Origin of the sequence: uncultured Parabacteroides sp. (genome assembly GCF_947855115.1) — a bacterium.
Lineage (GTDB): Bacteria > Bacteroidota > Bacteroidia > Bacteroidales > Tannerellaceae > Parabacteroides.
In genome coordinates this window covers 45,890-65,364 of sequence record NZ_CANTZW010000023.1, presented here as the reverse complement: position 1 = coordinate 65,364, position 19,475 = coordinate 45,890, and the positions used below count along the sequence as shown (strand labels likewise).

Genomic DNA, 19,475 nt, shown 5'->3' with positions numbered 1-19,475 from the left:
AATATGGAAAAAATAACCGGTTCAGAGGCTTTACTGAAGACATTGATCGCGGAGGGTGTCGATACGATTTTCGGTTATCCCGGAGGGGCAGTGATTCCCGTATACGACTGTCTGTACGATTATAAAGATAAGATCAAGCATGTGCTGGTCCGCCACGAGCAGGGAGCCACGCACGCTGCCCAAGGATACGCCCGGGTATCGGGAAGGGTGGGAGTAGCATTGGTCACTTCCGGCCCGGGAGCCACGAATACATTGACCGGTATCGCTGATGCCATGATGGATAGTACGCCTTTGGTGGTAATTACCGGACAGGTCGCCTCCCCGTTGTTGGGAACGGATGCTTTTCAGGAGATCGACGTGATAGGAATCACGCAGCCTATCACGAAATGGGCGTACCAGATCCGTAAACCGGAGGAGATCGCTTGGGCCGTATCCCGTGCTTTTTATATCGCTTCTACGGGGCGCCCGGGACCGGTCGTGCTGGATTTCGCGAAAGACGCTCAAGTAGGGGAGATTGAATATGAATATAAGAAAGTAGATTATATCCGTAGTTATCAACCGGAGCCGGATATCGTGCCCGAGCGCATAAAAATGGCTGCCGAGCTGATCAACCAAGCGAAGAAACCTTTCTGCTTGGTAGGACAAGGTGTGATTTTAGGGGGAGCGGAACAGGAATTATTGGAATTCTTGAGTAAAAACGATATACCTGCGGGTTCCACTACTCTAGGACTCTCTGCCATGCCTTCTGATTTTCCCTTGAATAAAGGAATGTTGGGGATGCACGGAAACGTAGGGCCGAACCGTAAGACCAATGAGTGTGATGTCTTGATCGCCATTGGGATGCGTTTCGATGATCGGGTAACGGGCGATTTGAAGACATATGCCAAGCAAGCGAAGGTGATACATCTGGATATCGATAATTCCGAGATTGGTAAAAACGTGCCTGTAGACGTGAAGGTGTTGGGAAATGCCAAGCATACGATTCCGCGAATAACAGCTTTGCTTGAGGAACGTAAACGTCCGGAATGGAATGCCGAGTTTGAGCCGGATGAGCGGGAAGAGAATGAGAAGGTGATAGCGAAAGAGTTGTATCCTGACTCCGGTTACTTGAAGATGGGTGAGGTGATCCGTAAGGTATCGGAAGCTACCCGCAATGATGCGGTATTGGTAACGGACGTAGGCCAGAATCAAATGATGGGAGTTCGTTACTTTAAATACAATCGTACGCGGAGCGTGGTGACTTCCGGTGGGTTAGGTACGATGGGCTTTGGGCTTCCTGCGGCTATCGGCGCTAAGTTTGGCGCTCCCGACCGTACGGTTTGTTTCTTCACGGGCGATGGCGGTTTGCAAATGACGATACAGGAATTGGGTACGATTATGCAGGAACATCTGGACGTGAAGATCATTCTCCTGAATAATAACTTCTTGGGGATGGTCCGTCAATGGCAGGAACTTTTCTTTGACAAACGTTATTCCTTTACAGAGATGGAGAATCCGGATTTCATGGCCATAGCGAAGGCATATGGTATCGGGACGCACGAGGTGCGCGAGCGAGAGGAGCTGGAGGGAGCTATCCAAGAGATGCTTGCGTATAAAGGTGCTTATCTGTTGATTGCCGACGTGGAGCCGCAAGGAATGGTGTATCCGATGATCCCGGCGGGAGCTACGGTGACTAATATCATAATGGGAGACGAGAAATAAGGAGGAGATGAAGCTATGACAACAAAGAAATTATATACTGTTATTATCTTTTCAGAGAATATCGTAGGTCTTTTGAACCAGATAACGATTATCTTTACACGCCGGCAGTTGAACATCGAGACTCTCTCTGTCTCCCCGTCCGCTATTAAAGGTATCCATAAGTTTACGATCACGACCTTTGCCGATGAGGATATGATCGACAAGGTGGTGAAACAGATTGATAAACGTGTGGATATTTTGAAGGCTTATTATAATACGGACGAGGATTTGGTTTATCAAGAGATCGCCCTTTATAAGCTGAGTACCGAGCTTTTCATCAAGATGGGGACCGTAGAGGGGTTGATCCGTAAATACAATGCCCGTATCTTGGAGATGAACGAGACGTGCGTGGTGTTGGAGAAGAGTGGTCATTATGATGAGACGCAAGCCTTGTTCAATGAGTTGAGCGAGACAATCGGAGTCTTGCAATTTATCCGTTCCGGGCGTGTGGCTATCACGAAAAGCAAGGTGGAGCGCTTGAGCGATATGTTGGCCGATATGGAACGAAAGCTACAAGAGAAGCAGCAATAATGAACGAATGAGGGTGGGCTTGCCTGCCTTCTTTTAAATAATTAAGATATGGAGAAAGTAGGATTATTTCATTTCGTGGCAGAGCCTTATTTAATGGATTTTCGGGGGCGTGTGACACTCCCTATGATTGGTAACTATTTGATTCACGCCGCTTCCAGCCATGCGGGAGAACGTGGGTTCGGTTTCAATGATATGTCGGAACGCCATACGGCTTGGGTTTTATCCCGTCTGGCTATCGAAATGAAGGAGTATCCTACCGCTTTCGATAAGATTAATTTATACACTTGGATTGATGAGGTGGGACGTCTTTTTACCAGCCGTTGTTTTGAGTTGGTGGGGGAGAATGGGAGAAACTTTGGATTCGCTCGTTCTATTTGGGCGGCTATCGACGTGGAGACCCGCCGTCCGACCTTATTGGATATAGAAGCCTTGAGCAAATATATCGACGAGCGTCCGTGCCCGATTGAGAAGCCGGGAAAAATCATGCCGGCAGAGAGCAGGGTGGAGGGAATCCCGTATACGATCAAATATAGCGACTTGGATATCAACGGTCACTTCAATAGCGTGAAGTATATCGAGCATCTGCTGGATTTGTTTGATATCGACCAATTCAAGACTCACGAGATAGGTCGGTTGGAGATCGCTTATCAATCCGAGGGTAAACAAGGTATGCCGCTTACGCTTCATAAGGTAGAGTCGGGTCCTGGTAAGCAAGACATGGCTATTTGCCATGAGGGAAAAGCGATTTGCCGTGCGGCGGTTACTTGGAAATAATAAAAGAGAGATACATTAATAGGTTTTTAAACATTAATAGTTAAAAAGAAAATGGCACAAATGAATTTTGGCGGTGTTGTAGAGAATGTAATGACCCGCGAGGAATTTCCGTTGGAAAAGGCAAGAGAGATATTAAAGGATGAGACAATCGCCGTGATCGGTTATGGCGTGCAAGGGCCGGGACAGTCCTTGAACCTTCGTGACAATGGCTTCAATGTGATCGTTGGCCAACGCCAAGGGAAAACTTACGATAAGGCGGTTGAAGACGGATGGGTTCCGGGTGAGACTCTGTTCGGTATCGAGGAGGCTTGCGACAAGGCCACGATCATCATGTGTTTGTTGTCCGATGCGGCCGTTATGTCTGTATGGCCGAAGATGAAACCTTACTTGACCGCGGGAAAGGCCCTGTATTTCTCTCATGGTTTCGCTATCACTTGGAACGATCGTACAGGTGTTGTTCCTCCTGCGGATATTGATGTGATTATGGTCGCTCCGAAAGGATCGGGTACATCTTTACGTTCTATGTTCTTGGAAGGCCGTGGCTTGAACTCCTCTTACGCTATTTATCAAGACGCTACGGGTAAGGCTTTGGATCGTACGTTGGCTTTGGGTATCGGTATCGGTTCCGGTTATTTGTTCGAGACTACTTTCATTCGCGAGGCGACTTCCGATTTGACGGGTGAGCGCGGCTCTTTGATGGGCGCTATCCAAGGTTTGTTGTTGGCTCAATATGAGGTGTTGCGTGAGAACGGACATACTCCTTCCGAGGCTTTCAATGAGACGGTTGAAGAGTTGACCCAATCTTTGATGCCTTTGTTCGCTAAGAACGGTATGGACTGGATGTATGCGAATTGTTCTACGACTGCTCAACGCGGTGCTTTGGACTGGATGGGCCCGTTCCACGATGCTATCAAACCGGTGGTTGAGAAATTATACGCTAACGTGAAATGCGGAAACGAGGCTCAGATTTCTATCGACTCTAATTCCAAACCGGATTACCGTGAGAAATTGGAAGCGGAATTAAAGGCGTTGCGCGAAAGCGAGATGTGGCAGACTGCTGTTACCGTACGCAAACTTCGTCCGGAGAACAACTAATCCAATCTCAATCCTTATATATCAGTAAAAGAAGGCGGGGCACTCAGCGACCCGCCTTCTTTTTTGTAGGATTTTCCTGCTAAGCTCTATGATAGATATCTTTTGCTATTTATGCAGCCTATCGCTGTGGTTTGATGGGGGTGATGTTATTTAGTAACAGATACGATTCTTTATCTTACGTTTTATAAGAAATATACTACAAAAAACTTCGAATTATATTTGGTGGTTCCGAAAAAGACCGTATCTTTGCAGCGTTCAAACAAAAACAATAAAAAGAAAAGAACAATGACACGCAGCTTGCAAAATAGTCTCATTATTTCTCTAAACATTATTCTACTCTGGGAACAGGATAGGAAGTGAGACTGTGTGCTTTGCGGGCATTACGATATATGAAAGAGCCTTTCTCACTTCCTGGTGAGAAAGGCTTTTTTATTAGTATAGGATATTAGTAAATTAAGAATAATAAGATTATGTCAGACAGATTATTTATTTTCGACACCACCTTACGCGATGGTGAGCAGGTTCCGGGATGCCAGTTGAATACAGTAGAAAAGATTCAAGTAGCCAAGGCCTTGGAACAGCTAGGGGTTGATGTGATTGAGGCGGGTTTCCCCGTCTCCAGTCCCGGGGATTTTAAGAGTGTGGTTGAGATCTCAAAGGCCGTGACTTGGCCGACCATCTGTGCCTTGACTCGGGCGGTTGAGAAAGATATCGATGCGGCGGCCGAGGCGCTTAAATTCGCTAAACGAGGACGTATCCATACAGGTATCGGTACTTCTGATTCTCATATCAAATATAAGTTTAACTCTACGAGAGAGGAGATTATAGAACGTGCGATCGCCGCTACGAAATACGCTAAAAAGTATGTGGAAGACGTGGAGTTTTACTGTGAGGATGCCGGACGTACGGATAATGAGTATCTGGCCCGTGTCGTAGAAGCCGTGATCAAGGCCGGAGCTACCGTGGTGAATATTCCGGACACGACAGGATATTGTTTGCCAGATGAGTATGGGGCGAAGATTAAATATCTGATGGAACATGTGGATGGCATACATAATGCGATCTTATCTACTCATTGCCATAATGATTTAGGTATGGCTACCGCGAATACCGTACAAGGCGTGTTGAACGGAGCCCGTCAGGTGGAGGTGACCATAAACGGTATCGGCGAACGTGCGGGTAACACGTCATTGGAAGAAGTCGCTATGATTTTCAAAAGTCATAAAGAGCGTGATATAATAACCAATATCACGACAAATAAGATCTATAGCACGAGCCGCATGGTTTCCAGCCTGATGAATATGCCGGTACAGCCGAATAAAGCCATCGTCGGACGTAATGCGTTCGCACACTCTTCTGGCATCCACCAAGATGGCGTGTTGAAAAATGCGCAGACTTACGAGATTATTGATCCGAAAGATGTGGGTATCGATGATAACGCAATCGTATTGACAGCTCGTAGCGGTCGTGCGGCGTTGAAGCATCGCTTGCATGTCTTGGGCGTGGAGCTGGAACAAGAGAAATTGGATAAAGTGTATGAGGAGTTCTTGAAATTGGCCGATCGTAAGAAAGATATTAATGACGATGATGTGTTGATGTTGGTTGGAAAGGATCGCACGGCTACCCATCGTATCAAGTTGGAATATTTACAGGTAACTAGTGGTGTCGGAGTACAATCTGTAGCAAGTATTTGTTTAAATTTGTCGGGAGTAAGAAGATACGAGGCCGCGGCTGGTAACGGTCCGGTTGACGCGGGTATCAAGGCGGTGAAAAAAGCGATTAGTAATAGTGACATGACGATTCAGGAATTCTTGATCCAGGCCATTAATAAAGGTAGTGATGATACGGGTAAGGTGCATATGCAGGTAGAGTATAACGGGGCTACTTATTATGGCTTCTCCGCGAATACCGATATTATCGCCGCTTCCGTGGAGGCTTTCGTAGACGCCATCAATAAGTTTATAGTAGACTAAAAATAGACAAGACAATGAGCAAGACATTATTTGAGAAAATCTGGGACAAGCATGTGGTGGATACGTTGCCCGACGGTACCATACAATTGTATATCGACCGTCTGTATTGTCATGAGGTGACTAGCCCGCAGGCTTTCGCCGGATTACGTGCACGTGGATTGAAACCCTTCCGCCCCGAGCAAATCACTTGTATGCCGGACCACAATATCCCGACATTGAATCAAGACAAACCTATCAAAGACCCTGTATCCAAGAATCAAGTAGATACCTTGGAAGAGAACGCGAGGTATTTCGGTTTGACTTATTACGGTCTTCAACATCCGAAGAATGGAATCATCCATGTAGTAGGTCCGGAGACAGGCTTGACGCAACCGGGTATGACAATCGTTTGCGGTGATTCCCATACCTCTACGCATGGTGCCATGGGAGCTATCGCTTTCGGTATCGGTACGAGCGAGGTGGAGATGACTTTGGCTACTCAATGTATTATGCAGCGTAGGCCGAAAACCATGCGTATCACGATTGATGGCGTACGTAAACCGGGTGTTACGGCAAAGGATTTTGCCTTGTACATTATTAGTAAAATGAGTACCAGTGGCGCCACGGGCTATTTCGTAGAGTATGCTGGAGAGGCGATCCGTAATACGACCATGGAGGAACGTCTGACGATCTGTAATCTCTCGATCGAGATGGGGGCCCGTGGTGGTATGATCGCTCCGGATGATGTTACTTTCGATTATTTGAAAGATCGTGAGTTCGCCCCGAGAGGCGAGGAGTGGGAACGGAAAGTGAACGAGTGGCGTCAGTTATATAGCGATCCGGACGCTAAGTTCGATAAGGAGATCGTTTTCCACGCCGAAGATATTGATCCGATGGTTACGTACGGAACGAATCCGGGTATGGGCATGGGGATACGTGAGAATATCCCTTCCATGGAGAGTGTCGATGAGGCAGGTCGTATCTCTTATAAGAAATCTTTGGATTATATGGGGTTCAAGGCTGGTGAGTCTATGCTGGGAAAGAAAGTGGATTATGTCTTTTTGGGTAGCTGTACAAACGGGCGTATTGAGGATTTCCGTGCTTTCGCCTCTTTGGTAAAGGGAAAGAAGAAAGCGGATGATGTAACGGTTTGGTTGGTTCCCGGCAGTTGGCAGGTAGAGCGTCAGATTCGTGCCGAGGGTATTGATAAGGTTTTGGCCGAGGCTGGTTTTGCCCTTCGCCAACCGGGGTGCTCCGCTTGTCTGGCGATGAATGAGGATAAGGTTCCGGCTGGTAAATACGCGGTCTCTACTTCCAACCGTAATTTCGAGGGCCGTCAAGGACCGGGTGCCCGTACTATCTTGGCCGGCCCCCTGGTGGCCGCCGCTGCTGCCGTGACTGGTAAGATCACGGATCCGAGAGAGCTTATTAAAGACTAATCTAATAAAGTAACATAAGATGAAGACAAAATTCAATATAATCACAAGTACTTGCGTGCCTCTTCCTTTAGAGAACGTGGATACTGACCAGATTATCCCGGCCCGCTTCTTGAAAGCGACTACCAAGGAAGGATTCGGCGAGAACTTATTCCGGGATTGGCGGTATGATAAGGAAGGTAATAAGATCGAATCGTTCGTCTTGAACGATCCTACATATGGTGGAAAGATTTTGGTGGCGGGAAAGAATTTCGGTTCTGGCTCTAGCCGTGAGCATGCGGCTTGGGCGATCGCCGATTATGGTTTCCGTGTCGTGGTCTCCAGCTTCTTCGCTGATATCCATAAGAACAATGAGCTGAACAACTTCGTGTTGCCAGTTGTTGTGACAGAAGAGTTCCTCGCTGAGTTATTCGATTCGATTTATAAGGACCCGAAAACAGAAGTCGAGGTAAATCTGCCGGAGCAAACTATCACAAACAAGGCTACGGGTAAAAGCGAGCATTTTGAGATTAATGCGTATAAAAAAGATTGCCTGATCAACGGATTGGACGATATCGACTATTTACTGGCAAATAAATCAAAGATAGAAGCCTTCGAGGCTGCACGCTGATTATGATAGAAATAATGGATACAACCCTCAGAGATGGGGAGCAAACTTCGGGTGTCTCTTTCGCCGCTCACGAGAAACTCAGCATAGCGCAAGTGTTGCTGAGGGAGTTGGGCGTGAACCGGGTGGAGATCGCCTCTGCCCGGGTGTCGGACGGAGAGTTTGAGGCCGTGAAGCGTGTAGCCGCTTGGGCCGCCCGTTCTGGAAATCTGGACAAATTGGAAGTCTTGGGTTTCGTGGATGGTACGGTCTCTCTCGATTGGATTGAATCCGCTGGTTGCCGTGTCGTGAACTTGCTTTGCAAGGGATCTTATAAGCATGTCACCGAACAGCTCCGGAAGACCCCCGAGCAGCATATTGATGATATCCGTACGGTCGTGTTGGAAGCTGCGAAGCGAAAGATCGATGTGAATATTTATTTGGAGGATTGGTCGAACGGAATCAAGCATTCTCCGGATTATGTGTTTTTGGTGATTGATGCGCTGAAAGAGCTTCCGATCTGCCGTTTCATGCTTCCGGATACTTTGGGGGTCTTGAATCCCGGGAATACCTACGAGTATTGTAAGATGATGGTAGACCGATACCCGGATTTGCGGTTCGATTTTCATGCCCATAATGATTATGACTTGGCGGTGGCGAATGTATATTCCGCTATTCGTGCAGGTATAAAGGGAATCCATACGACCGTGAATGGGTTGGGTGAGCGTGCGGGTAACGCTCCGTTGAGTAGCGTGCTTGCCGTCATTAAAGATCAGTTGGGAGAGGAGACGGGGCTGAGGGAAGAAAAAATAAACCGGGCCAGCCGTTTGGTCGAGACCTATTCCGGGGTACATATCCCACCCAATAAACCGATTATCGGGGAACATGTATTTACGCAATGCGCCGGTGTCCATGCGGATGGTGATAGCAAGAATAATTTGTATTGCAACGACTTGCTTCCCGAACGTTTCGGACGGGTTCGTGAGTATGCTTTGGGCAAGACTTCCGGAAAAGCGAATATCCGCAAGAATCTGGAAGCTCTCGGCATTGATATGGACGAGAGCTCGATGCGTAAGGTTACGGAACGAATTATCGAGCTAGGGGATAAGAAGGAAATGGTGACCCCGGAAGATCTTCCTTATATTATCAGCGATGTTCTCCATCATGATAATGCGTTGGAAGATCAAAAAATCCGTATCTTAAACTATTCCTTGTCTTTGGCTCAAGGGTTAAAACCGGTGGCAACCTTGAAGATCGAGATCAATGGTGAGGCTTACGAGGAATCGGCTTCCGGTGATGGGCAATACGATGCTTTTGTCCGTGCCTTACGCCGGATTTATTCCCGTTTGAACCGCCCGTTTCCGATGCTTACAAACTATTCGGTATCCATTCCACCGGGGGGACGTACGGATGCGTTCGTGCAGACAGTCATCAGTTGGAATTATGCCGGGATCGATTTTAAGACCCGAGGTTTGGACGCAGACCAGACCGAGGCAGCGATCAAGGCGACTTTGAAGATGCTGAATAAGATAGAGGATTAATTATTTAAAAGGTAAAGGTTATGAAAAAGTTGACTATCGCACTTGTAGCGCACGACAATCGTAAGGCAGAAATGGTAGAATGGGCGGTACATAACGCAGAGTTTTTGTCTCATCACCATATTGTTTGTACGGGTACGACCGGAAATTTGGTTCGAAAAGCCCTTGAAGAAAAAGGGGTGAATGCAGATATTACTTGTATGCATTCCGGTCCGATGGGGGGAGATGCCGAAATTGCCGCTATGGTTGTTCGTAAGGAGATCGATTTGGCGGTCTTTTTGATAGACGACTTGAATCCGCAGCCACACGAGGCCGACATCCAGATGTTGCTTCGCCAATGCCGTGTCCATAACGTACCTATCGCTTGTAATCGTTATAGCGCGGACTTGATGATTACAAGTGCTCTGTGGGATGATGATACGTATATTCCCATGGAACCTAAATATATACATTTCAATAGAGAATAAATAATAAACATTTACGATGAAACTGAATATAGCTGTACTTCCCGGAGACGGGATCGGACCAGAGATTTCCGTGCAAGGCGTGGAAGTAATGAGTGCCGTTTGTGAGAAATTTGGACATGAGGTTCACTATGAGTATGCCCTTTGTGGCGCTGACGCAATTGATAAGGTTGGCGATCCTTTCCCGGAGGAGACATATCGGATTTGTAAAGATGCCGATGCTGTTCTTTTCTCGGCCGTAGGTGATCCTAAGTTTGACAATGATCCGACAGCGAAAGTACGTCCCGAGCAAGGTCTTTTGGCGATGCGTAAGAAGTTGGGTTTATTCGCCAACATCCGTCCGGTGCAGACTTTCAAATGCCTGTTGCATAAATCTCCGTTGCGTGCCGAATTGGTTGATGGCGCAGATTTCTTATGTATCCGTGAGTTAACCGGCGGTATGTATTTCGGTGAGAAGTATCAAGACAATGATAAGGCATACGATACAAATATGTATACCCGTCCGGAAATCGAGCGTATCTTGAAAGTGGGTTTCGAATATGCGATGAAACGGAATAAGCACTTGACGGTTGTTGACAAGGCAAATGTGCTTGCCTCTTCCCGTTTGTGGCGTCAGATCGCTCAAGAGATGGCTCCTAGCTATCCGGAAGTAACGACAGACTATATGTATGTGGACAACGCTGCCATGCGTATGATCCAAGAACCGAAATTCTTCGATGTAATGGTGACCGAGAATACGTTTGGCGATATCTTGACAGATGAAGGTTCTTGTATCAGCGGTTCTATGGGCTTGCTTCCTTCCGCTTCAACCGGAGAAAGCACACCGGTTTTCGAGCCGATCCATGGTTCTTGGCCGCAGGCGAAAGGTCTGAATATAGCGAATCCCTTGGCGCAAATCCTTTCTGTAGCGATGTTATTTGAGTATTTCGATTGTAAGGAGGAAGGAGCCCTGATCCGTGAGGCCGTAAACGCTTCCCTCGATGCGAATGTCCGTACACCAGAGATCCAAGTGGAAGGAGGAGCGAAGTATGGAACGAAAGAAGTAGGCAGTTGGATTGTCAACTATATCAAGGAAAAGTAGTATAAATGGGTCGATTTTACGCAAGTAGTGGCGTAGGTTCACGAGTATAGTGATATCGGCTTATACGAATAGTGGCATCGATTTACGCCGGTAATGGTGTAAGACGATGCCACTACTTGTATAAAATAGCCTTAACGGGTCATCTTCATTAACTCATCGATAATTGTTTTATCATATCCCATATCTAAGGCCTTTTGGAAGTCCGACGCGGCCGAGACCTTTTCGTATTGGGCGAGTTTTACTTTACCGCGTAATACGTATAATGCGGCTGTAGGGGTACTTTCCACAAATACACGGTTTATATCGGCCATGGCTCGGGCATTCTTGCCCATCATGAAGTATAGATCGGCACGGCCTTCGTATAAGATCCATTCACGGGGCATCTCGTTGATCAGGTAATTAAAGATACGTTCACTTTCTTCGTAATTGCCTCGTAACTTTTCAAGGATTGCGTGCCCAAGGCGTCCTTTCACGGATTTCTCGTTTACTTCCAATATCTTATCGAAATCCTGCTCGGCCAAAAGATAGTTCTTATGTTGTAAATGGAGCATCGCTCTGCAATATAATGCCTCCTGATGATGGGGATTCAGGATTAAGAGGGCATTATAATCATTAGTCGCTTTCTCGATCTCACCCATTTCCGCATATAAACCGGCGCGATTTTCCAGTATAGCCTCGTTATTCGGATGGCGGCTCAAGGCTGCGGTATAGGAGAGAAGGGCATCTTCTAGTTTCCCTTGCCTGCGCTGTATCGTCCCGAGATTCATGAGTAGAGCATAATTGTTTGGATTACCCGGTTCTAGGCGCATGGCGGCTCGTAGACTCTCTTCGGCCGAGACTAAGTCGTTCTTATCCAAGAAGTCGAAACTTTTTTCGACAAACTTTTCGTATGTTTGAGCGTAACCATAGCCTATCGAAAGGAAAAGGGTGACGAGTATCGTAAGGATTTTCATTTTGTCGTATTTAACCTGTTGCTTGATTGATCGCAAATCTACGCAATAATTTCATGGTTTTACCGGATTAAAAAAACTTTATACCTTTGCTACATTTCATAATATTTTGGGAAGTAAGATTGTTATATAAATAATAGATAAACTAAAAAAGAAAAGATATGTTATTATTAGCTGCCGTAGAGGCGAATTCTAAGTTGGAGGAGACAATAAAGTATTTGGTTGAGCATGGATCTCAGTTAGGGCTTACACTTATTAAAGCCCTTCTTGTGTTTGTAATTGGACGGTTGATCATAAATTTACTTAATAAATTAGTCCGAAAGATATTAAGCAAACGTGATATCGATCCATCGGTTAAGACATTTGTCGGAAGTTTGGTAAATGTCAGTTTGACAATATTGTTGATTATCTCTGTCGTGGGGGCTTTAGGCGTACAAACTACATCATTTGCGGCATTGTTGGCTTCTGCGGGTGTTGCGGTCGGTATGGCATTGAGCGGTAATTTATCGAATTTTGCGGGAGGGTTGATTATTCTTCTTTTCAAGCCTTATAAGGTAGGTGATTATATAGAGGCACAAGGTGTTGGTGGTACGGTGAAAGAAATACAAATGTTCCATACTGTACTAGGTACTACGGATAATAAGGTTATTTATATACCGAACGGCTCTTTAAGCAGTGGTGTTGTAACTAATTTCAGCAACCAGACTACTCGCCGTGTAGACTGGACTTTCGGTGTGGAATACGGAAGTGATTATGAAAAGGTAAAACAAGTAATAGAATCTGTATTGGCGAAAGATTCCCGTATCTTATCCGAGCCGGCCGCTCCATTTATCGCATTGACTGCCTTGGCAGATAGTAGCGTAAATGTGGTGGTACGCGTTTGGGTAAAGAGTTCTGATTATTGGGGGGTATATTTCGATATTAATAAGAACATCTATGCGACCTTCAATGAGGTTGGTATCGGTTTCCCGTTCCCGCAGCTTACCGTACATCAAGCGAAAGATTAACGTTGACGATAATTAATGCTTTGTCCTTGAAAAGATTCTTTTTGTTCAATAATCTTCCATCTTTGTTAGATGTATGATTATTTTATAGGCACTTGGACAAAAAGATTTATCTTTGTGAATCTTAATTCAGACATCAGACACAGAGTTGTATACGATATTACTGAACTTTATTTTATTACTTTAGTATTTTTATTTGATTATATTTAAGTGGAATGATTTAGGGCTCATCCTTGTAAATTAAGGATGGGCCTTGTTTTTATAGCATAGCGGTGTGTAGGGATTCCACACTTCGACGGGGAATTTTTCTACACTCTACGCTTTGTTCCACATGTCGGTAACTTGTTGGCCAGTTCTTATCTTTGGGATAATTCTCCTATTTACAGCTTATTATACCCTTGTTGTCTTTCTCCGTGAATTTTGGCACGGGGATTGTATTTCATTGTGCGATTTATGATGTAAGAGAAAAAAGGTTTAGGTATTTAGTTTTTTAAAGGTATGAAAAAGATTGTTTTCGGGGTTATTATCGCTTTATGCGGTTTATTTGTTTCCCCAAATGCAGGAGCGCAAATGGGGATGACTGATGACACTAAGGAAACCTTGATACAGGATAAGTTTTATCCGGTAGAAGTGACAGATATGCCTCAGGTATTGCGTGACGCGATAAATATTTCTTATGAGGGATATATGGTGAAATCAGTTGAGGTATCAAACAATAGTACATTTGTAAAATACAAGGTGGTATTGGTTTCCAGAAATGGTAAGATATATAAGGTTTATTTCGATGATAGAGGTCATGTCGTAAAAGAACATGCTTATTTTGAGTAAGCCTATAAAGATATTTATTGAGTAGATTAGATTTCCGGCCGTTTTGCCTGTGAAGGTAGGGCGGTTTTTCTCCAAAATATATAGTTTCATGATATTACTATATAAATACACTGTTTACATTTTTAGTAGTATAGTCGTCTTGTTCGTGAGAATAGGGCGATTTTTGTTATAAGACACTAAATCATTGTTAATCTCATACCCCCTCAAAACCTTTTCTAAACACCCCCTGTTTAGACTGTGATTAATAAATAAAATCTATTTTGATTATGGACAAAAAATGTACTTTTATTGCTGTGGCCCTGATGGTTGCGGGTACGTTCTCGGCTAACGCTCAGTCGGGTGCGACCGTTCCGGAGGCTCAGTGGAAAGCCGGAAACTATTATTATTTAAAGACAGGTTCCTCCGTTTTGTCTTTAAGTGGTGAGAAAGCAGACTCGGTGATCGTGAAAACGTTGGCGTCGGACGCTACCAAAGCCGCTATTGATTCTGCTTTGTGGCAAATCACAAATGCGGGTACGACTCCAGCCGGCCCTGTGTATCAATTCAAGAATAAAAAGACACAGGCCGTCTTGTCATTTGCGGCTTCATCTAAGGCAAAGCCTGTTATCGCATCAGGTGTGAACCAGTGGACATTCTCTGACGCTGCCGGTGGTAGCGCTATTCAGGCTTATTACGGAAACAATCAAATCCTGGCGTTGAACGTGACTGGAGCGGACTTAAGTTTGGGATCTTCTGCCTCTTCTACGAAATTTACCGTAGAAGCTCCTAACGATGCTATGTGTTTGAGCGCAAGCGAATTGGGAGATGGCTTCCAAGTCTTCCAATTGACATTTGGGGGAAATTACCAAGGAAATATCTTCGAGGGCAAGAATTTGATCGCAAAGAATACGACGGCTCCTTCTACAGGCGCTGTTGCCAACGCTAAATACGTGACTTTGCAGATCCAAGGCGACCAAGTATTTAGTGATGGTAAAGCAAAATACTTAGGTGTCGATACTTTGAAGAATGTGATCGCCGGTGCTACCGGTGTATACGGGGCTAAGTTTACGGTTGACTCCACTTATGAAGCTAGCGGCTTACATACGTTGGGTAACGCGGATTTCCAGAAATTCTATTTTACGATCAACTTGAAGAACGATGCTTTGGCTATGTATGCCGCTGCCGCTCCGACCGTGAACGCAAGTCCGATGACCTCCGTTCCAAATGTTCGTGTAGTATATGCCAGCGTGATCGAGACGAAAGCCTTGACCGTATCCGACTTGCGCTCCGGCTCTACTCAACCTGCGCAAGGTGCCGCTCCTGTTATTACCGTAACGAAAGGAACTCCTTCTACGATCGCTACAGGTACAGGCGTATACTTCTTGAAGAGCGCAAGCAAGGGCGATAAGGGTGGACAATATGCTGTCGCTTATGATAAGAGCGCCGCTTCCGATAAATTAATAACCATAGCGGGCTTCAAACCTTCTATTTATCAACCGAAGGGACAATGGTATATCAAGGAAAACAACGGAATGTATTCGGTTGTAGATCGTAATACGAATACGACTATAATCTCTAATGAGGAGATCTTCGCCGTTCAAGGTATGGCCAATACCTATACATTTGGTGGTAGCACCGATTCCATCACGGTAGAATATCAAGCGAATGTGGATTTAAAGGATAAGTTCTTAGGCACTCGTCATTTCTCAGCGGAGGAACTCGCTGATAATGGTTATGTATTGAACTTGATCTCCGGTACTCCGGGTGTAGACGATCTGTATGCGTTTACTTCAGATTCCGTGTTGATGATTAAATCCGGTGACGCCGCGAACGCTGCCGCTCTTCGCATCGTGGTTAGCCAAGATTCCGTACAGAACGTGACGGATGGTTTAGGTGCCCGTGCTTTGGGTGATACCTTGTATCATGCGACTTATATGTTGAAAGAACGTTTCAGTAACGATTTGGTTGCCAGCGAGAATGGGGGCCCGTTGAAATTATCTGATTATACCGCTCCGTTGGAATTTGTATTCAATACGGCTACGACCGGTGGTAAATACCAGATGGCTACCACTGTAGGCGCGACCACTCAATATGTCTTTATGAACGTGAATACGGCGAACCTAATTCTTTCCGATAAGGTTAACTACTTCGATTTTGTCGCTGTAGACGCTCCAGAGTACGCATCTATCGACAATTCTCACGAACGTTTCGGTACAAATGGTAAGTTCTTGACGATGAATCCGCTGAATTTCTTTGCCGAAGTGAAGAACGACGGTCAAGATATCTTAAAGTCAACTTATGAGCCGGACAATTTCTCTTTGTGGATTCAAGAAGCCGATACCGTGATCGCAGGTAAACCGTTGTATTTCCTCACGACATCGATCTATACGCCGGAGGCAACTACCAAGGCAGTTTCATCTCGTTATTGTATGATATCCTTGCGGGATTCTAACGAGACGTTCGTTAGCAATGGCGCTACTTACTATCGTGTAGGCTTCAGTGATAAGGCGAATATCATTCCGTCTTTGGATAACAACGCTTTGTTCGCCTTCAAGACAACTCAAGATGGCGGTTACTTATTGGAGAACCAGAAAGAGTTGAATCGCACCGTGGCCGCAGGCGAGTTGAAGACTCCTTACGTAGGTGTGGTAAACAATGTTGTGGTAATGTCTAGCGTTGGTGTTCCGTTTACGATCGAGAATGCTCCGACTCCGGTTTCCAACGAACAATTGGAAGAGGTTGCCAGCTTCACGGTAATCGCTGGCGAGGCTAGCGTTACGGTCTTGAATGCGGCAGGTAAGACCGTTACATTATCTAACATCTTAGGTCAGACCATAGCTTCCACTGTCGCTTCTTCCGACAACTTCGTGATACCGGCATCGAAAGGCATCGTGGTAGTTTCCGTTGAAGGCGAGACCGCCCGGAAAGTAGTCGTTAAATGATGAATAACTGATATTGGATATCAGTCTGTATATTACACCGGGACTCCTATTTTATAGTAGGGGGCCCGGTGCTTTATTTTATAGATAGGCCATTTGCATGGAGAACTTTTATTCCTCCAGTTTATTCTTTAGATAAGCGATCTTCTTCTCTGATTTCTCTTTTAAGGTATTCATGTTCTTGATGTCGCTTAATACGGTAGCGAGGTTAAAAGTGTTGACGATCGCTTTCTTATCGGCGTCTGCCATATATATAATGTAAGGCTTACCTCCCGTGTATTCCACCTTGATCCGTTCTTTCTCGTTATCGTAGATGAATTTGACCGCATCTACACAATGTTCCCCTTTATACGTCACCACCTCCGTGGTACTTCCCATGTCCTTGAAGCGGTAATTCAGCCCGCCGTCGTACGGGATGGAAGCGGTCTCGGCGAACAGGCCGTCTTTCGTGCTCAGCTTGACTCCCGTATGCTCGATGGGGCGTCCTCCGTAATATACGCTAGCCAGATACATCTCGCCCTCCTCGTTCACGCCGCAACGCACGTAGCAACGCTGCACGTTGCGCTCGATCGTCTGCTGTTTCCAGATATAATTGCCGATTTCCTCGTAAACGGAATCTTTCTCGAAAACGAAGCCTTTCTTCAATCCCTCTACCTCCTTTAGCTTGATAGGGAGTAAACTGTCGCAAAAAGCGATATTACGCTCTGCCTCCTTTACTTCTACCTGTCGCATAAGCGTCAATCCCTGTTTTAATACTTTTACTTCCTTGGGATAGAGTGCCCGGATACTGTCTATCTCGTTTTTTGCCCCGAAAAACTCGTTATTCTCGTACATGACCCGGGCCTTGTCTAAACGGGCCTGAGCCGCTTTCTCATCTCCGTTACAACCCGTTAAAATGGCGGCAATGAGCGTTATACAGATCGCTAACTTTTTCATATCTTTCTCGTTCAATGTATTTAATACCACAAAAGTACATGAAATTTGATTATCTTTGCGCTCTTTATTGGATTTGGAATACATAAATATGTATATAAACGAGGAAGAGATATTAGATCATATATCTGCGAAGCCTTTCCATTTGATATCGGAGGCGGCAGAAGAACTAGGTGTTGAGGTATATGTGATAGGAGGCTATGTGCGGGATATTTTCTTGAACCGCCCATCCAAGGACATAGACGTGGTCGCGGTAGGCAGTGGTATCGAGTTGGCCAAACGGGTGGCCAAGAAGATCGGGCGAGGCGCTTATCTTTCCGTCTTCAAGAATTTCGGGACGGCGCAAGTGAAAGCCGGCGATCTGGAACTGGAATTTGTGGGAGCGAGGAAAGAATCCTACAGCCATGACAGTCGTAAACCAATCGTGGAAGACGGGACTTTGGAGGATGACCAGAACCGCCGCGATTTTACGATCAACGCCTTGGCCCTTTGCTTGAATAAGGAGCGTTACGGAGAATTGGTCGATCCCTTCGGCGGGTTGGAGGATATGGACGAGCTTACGATCCGTACACCTTTGGACCCGGATGTTACTTTCAGCGATGATCCGCTCCGGATGATGCGTGCGGTTCGTTTCGCCACTCAATTAGGTTTCTTTATCGATCCCGATACCTTCGACGCTATCATCCGTAACCGGGAGCGTATCTCTATTATTTCCAAAGAGCGTATCGTGGATGAGTTGAACAAGATCGTCTTGTCGCCAAAGCCCTCTATCGGTTTCGACTTGCTGGATAAATGCGGTTTATTGCCATTGATTTTCCCCGAGCTTTGTGCCTTGAAAGGTGTGGAGACCAAGGAAGGGATCGGGCATAAGGATAACTTTGCCCATACCTTGATGGTGCTGGATCGTTTGAGCAAGACTTCCGATAATCTATGGCTGCGCTGGAGCGCTGTCTTCCACGATATAGCCAAGCCTGCCACGAAGCGTTTCGACCCTCGTTTGGGATGGACGTTCCATAATCATAATTTTATCGGCGAGCGGATGATCCCCGGTATTTTCCGGAAGATGAAACTTCCGATGAATGAGAAGATGAAATATGTGCAGAAGATGGTAAGCCTGCATATGCGTCCGATCGCCTTGTCGGATAATGAGGTGACGGATTCGGCGATTCGCCGCCTGCTGTTCGACGCGGGAGATGATATCGACGATTTGATGAAACTCTGTGAGGCCGATATCACAAGCAAGAATCCGGAGAAAGTGCGCCGTTTCTTGGAGAATTTCCGTAAGGTACGCGAGAAACTGGCCGATATAGAGGAAAAAGACCGTGTCCGTAACTTCCAGCCCCCGGTATCCGGCGAGGAGATCATGGAAACATTTGGCTTGGCTCCCTCCAGGCCTGTCGGTGTGCTGAAAGAGGCGATCAAGAACGCTATCCTCGACGGCGTGATCCCGAATGAGTATGAGGCCGCTCGCCAGTTCTTGATCCGTAAGGCTGAGAAAATGGGGTTAAAACCTGTTGTTGCGCAGTCTGAAAAGTGAATATCTTGAGTTTGAGAAATAATTATATTCCATAATCTTCACCACCGGTTCTATAACCACCGCCGGCGATTGTACGGCCAGCGGTGAAGATTATGAAAATCATTTGTT

Annotated in this window: 16 protein-coding genes; 14 read left to right on the top strand and 2 right to left on the bottom strand. The window is 45.9% G+C overall.

What is annotated here, in order from left to right; genetic code table 11:
- Nucleotides 1-3: 3 nt before the first annotated feature.
- The 10 genes from ilvB (at nucleotide 4) to leuB (ending at nucleotide 11,197) form a co-directional block, all read left to right on the top strand.
- Nucleotides 4-1,701, top strand: a complete 1,698-nt coding sequence (gene ilvB / locus Q0110_RS13600) for a biosynthetic-type acetolactate synthase large subunit (protein ID WP_297907355.1) — start codon at nucleotides 4-6, stop codon at nucleotides 1,699-1,701.
- Nucleotides 1,702-1,716: 15 nt separating this feature from the next.
- Entirely contained in the window at nucleotides 1,717-2,271 is a 555-nt protein-coding gene (gene ilvN, locus Q0110_RS13595) for an acetolactate synthase small subunit (protein ID WP_005854462.1), read from the top strand.
- A 48-nt stretch (nucleotides 2,272-2,319) separates the two neighbouring features.
- Nucleotides 2,320-3,045 carry an acyl-ACP thioesterase domain-containing protein gene (locus Q0110_RS13590; protein WP_297907347.1) on the top strand — a complete coding sequence of 242 codons (726 nt, stop codon included), beginning with the start codon at nucleotides 2,320-2,322 and terminating at the stop codon, nucleotides 3,043-3,045.
- Nucleotides 3,046-3,096: 51 nt separating this feature from the next.
- On the top strand, nucleotides 3,097-4,140 hold the full coding sequence (ilvC, locus tag Q0110_RS13585) for a ketol-acid reductoisomerase (protein WP_297907344.1): 1,044 nt from the start codon (nucleotides 3,097-3,099) through the stop codon (nucleotides 4,138-4,140).
- A 470-nt stretch (nucleotides 4,141-4,610) separates the two neighbouring features.
- A complete protein-coding gene (locus Q0110_RS13580; protein WP_297907341.1) occupies nucleotides 4,611-6,113 on the top strand; it encodes a 2-isopropylmalate synthase in 1,503 nt (500 codons plus the stop codon).
- A gap of 14 nt (nucleotides 6,114-6,127) precedes the next feature.
- On the top strand, nucleotides 6,128-7,531 hold the full coding sequence (gene leuC / locus Q0110_RS13575; RefSeq protein WP_297907337.1) for a 3-isopropylmalate dehydratase large subunit: 1,404 nt from the start codon (nucleotides 6,128-6,130) through the stop codon (nucleotides 7,529-7,531).
- A 19-nt stretch (nucleotides 7,532-7,550) separates the two neighbouring features.
- Nucleotides 7,551-8,138: a 3-isopropylmalate dehydratase small subunit gene (gene leuD, locus Q0110_RS13570; RefSeq protein WP_297907333.1), complete on the top strand. Its 588-nt coding sequence runs from the start codon at nucleotides 7,551-7,553 to the stop codon at nucleotides 8,136-8,138.
- Between the two features lie 2 nt (nucleotides 8,139-8,140).
- Complete coding sequence (locus tag Q0110_RS13565) at nucleotides 8,141-9,655, top strand: alpha-isopropylmalate synthase regulatory domain-containing protein (protein ID WP_297907330.1); 1,515 nt, start codon at nucleotides 8,141-8,143, stop codon at nucleotides 9,653-9,655.
- Nucleotides 9,656-9,675: 20 nt separating this feature from the next.
- Nucleotides 9,676-10,119, top strand: a complete 444-nt coding sequence (locus Q0110_RS13560; protein WP_297907327.1) for a methylglyoxal synthase — start codon at nucleotides 9,676-9,678, stop codon at nucleotides 10,117-10,119.
- Between the two features lie 16 nt (nucleotides 10,120-10,135).
- Nucleotides 10,136-11,197 (top strand): 3-isopropylmalate dehydrogenase, encoded by a 1,062-nt coding sequence (gene leuB / locus Q0110_RS13555; protein ID WP_297907324.1) that lies wholly within the window; start codon nucleotides 10,136-10,138, stop codon nucleotides 11,195-11,197.
- A gap of 131 nt (nucleotides 11,198-11,328) precedes the next feature.
- Here leuB and Q0110_RS13550 read toward each other — a convergent pair whose 3' ends face one another.
- Complete coding sequence (locus tag Q0110_RS13550) at nucleotides 11,329-12,150, bottom strand: tetratricopeptide repeat protein (protein WP_297907321.1); 822 nt, start codon at nucleotides 12,148-12,150, stop codon at nucleotides 11,329-11,331.
- A 158-nt stretch (nucleotides 12,151-12,308) separates the two neighbouring features.
- Here Q0110_RS13550 and Q0110_RS13545 point away from each other — a divergent pair, with 158 nt between their 5' ends.
- The 3 genes from Q0110_RS13545 (at nucleotide 12,309) to Q0110_RS13535 (ending at nucleotide 16,900) form a co-directional block, all read left to right on the top strand.
- Nucleotides 12,309-13,154: a mechanosensitive ion channel domain-containing protein gene (locus Q0110_RS13545; RefSeq protein WP_297907318.1), complete on the top strand. Its 846-nt coding sequence runs from the start codon at nucleotides 12,309-12,311 to the stop codon at nucleotides 13,152-13,154.
- Between the two features lie 495 nt (nucleotides 13,155-13,649).
- Complete coding sequence (locus Q0110_RS13540) at nucleotides 13,650-13,979, top strand: hypothetical protein (RefSeq protein WP_297907315.1); 330 nt, start codon at nucleotides 13,650-13,652, stop codon at nucleotides 13,977-13,979.
- Between the two features lie 266 nt (nucleotides 13,980-14,245).
- On the top strand, nucleotides 14,246-16,900 hold the full coding sequence (locus Q0110_RS13535; protein ID WP_297907312.1) for a DUF6383 domain-containing protein: 2,655 nt from the start codon (nucleotides 14,246-14,248) through the stop codon (nucleotides 16,898-16,900).
- A 108-nt stretch (nucleotides 16,901-17,008) separates the two neighbouring features.
- Here the strand turns inward: Q0110_RS13535 and Q0110_RS13530 are convergent, their stop codons facing one another.
- Nucleotides 17,009-17,833 (bottom strand): hypothetical protein, encoded by an 825-nt coding sequence (locus tag Q0110_RS13530; RefSeq protein WP_297907310.1) that lies wholly within the window; start codon nucleotides 17,831-17,833, stop codon nucleotides 17,009-17,011.
- An 88-nt stretch (nucleotides 17,834-17,921) separates the two neighbouring features.
- Between Q0110_RS13530 and Q0110_RS13525 the strand changes: the two genes are divergently transcribed.
- On the top strand, nucleotides 17,922-19,367 hold the full coding sequence (locus Q0110_RS13525) for an HD domain-containing protein (protein ID WP_297907308.1): 1,446 nt from the start codon (nucleotides 17,922-17,924) through the stop codon (nucleotides 19,365-19,367).
- Nucleotides 19,368-19,475: the final 108 nt, after the last annotated feature.